This window comes from Pantoea sp. SIMBA_079, assembly GCF_046940275.1.
In the GTDB taxonomy this organism is placed as follows: Bacteria; Pseudomonadota; Gammaproteobacteria; order Enterobacterales; family Enterobacteriaceae; genus Pantoea; species Pantoea borealis.
Window position 1 is genome coordinate 1 of the sequence record NZ_JAWRYR010000462.1, and the last position, 263, is coordinate 263.

The following is a 263-nucleotide window of genomic DNA, read 5'->3' on the forward strand; positions in this document are numbered from 1 at the left end:
GCTGCGGCGGAACCGGCGGACCTGTTCCCGATCACGCGCATCCAGGGGCTTGCTGTCGAACAGGACGGCGCCGCTGGTCGGACGGGACAGGCCGAGGAGGGGCGACAGGGCCGTCGTCTTGCCTGCGCCGGACTCGCCTACGAGGCCGACACTGCGTCCGCTCTCGATCGAGAAGGACACTCCGTGGAGCGCCGGCGCCTGGGCACGTCGGTAGCGGAAGCCGGCGTCCCGCAGTTCCAGAATGGCGGTCATCGCACCTCCAG

Annotated in this window: 1 protein-coding gene; it reads right to left on the reverse strand. The window is 70.7% G+C overall.

Translation table 11 applies throughout. From position 1 onward, the window contains the following. The coding region (locus SB719_RS20815) for an ATP-binding cassette domain-containing protein (protein ID WP_412159839.1) at positions 1-252 on the reverse strand (252 nt) is incomplete at its 3' end. Between the last annotated feature and the right edge of the window lie 11 nt (positions 253-263).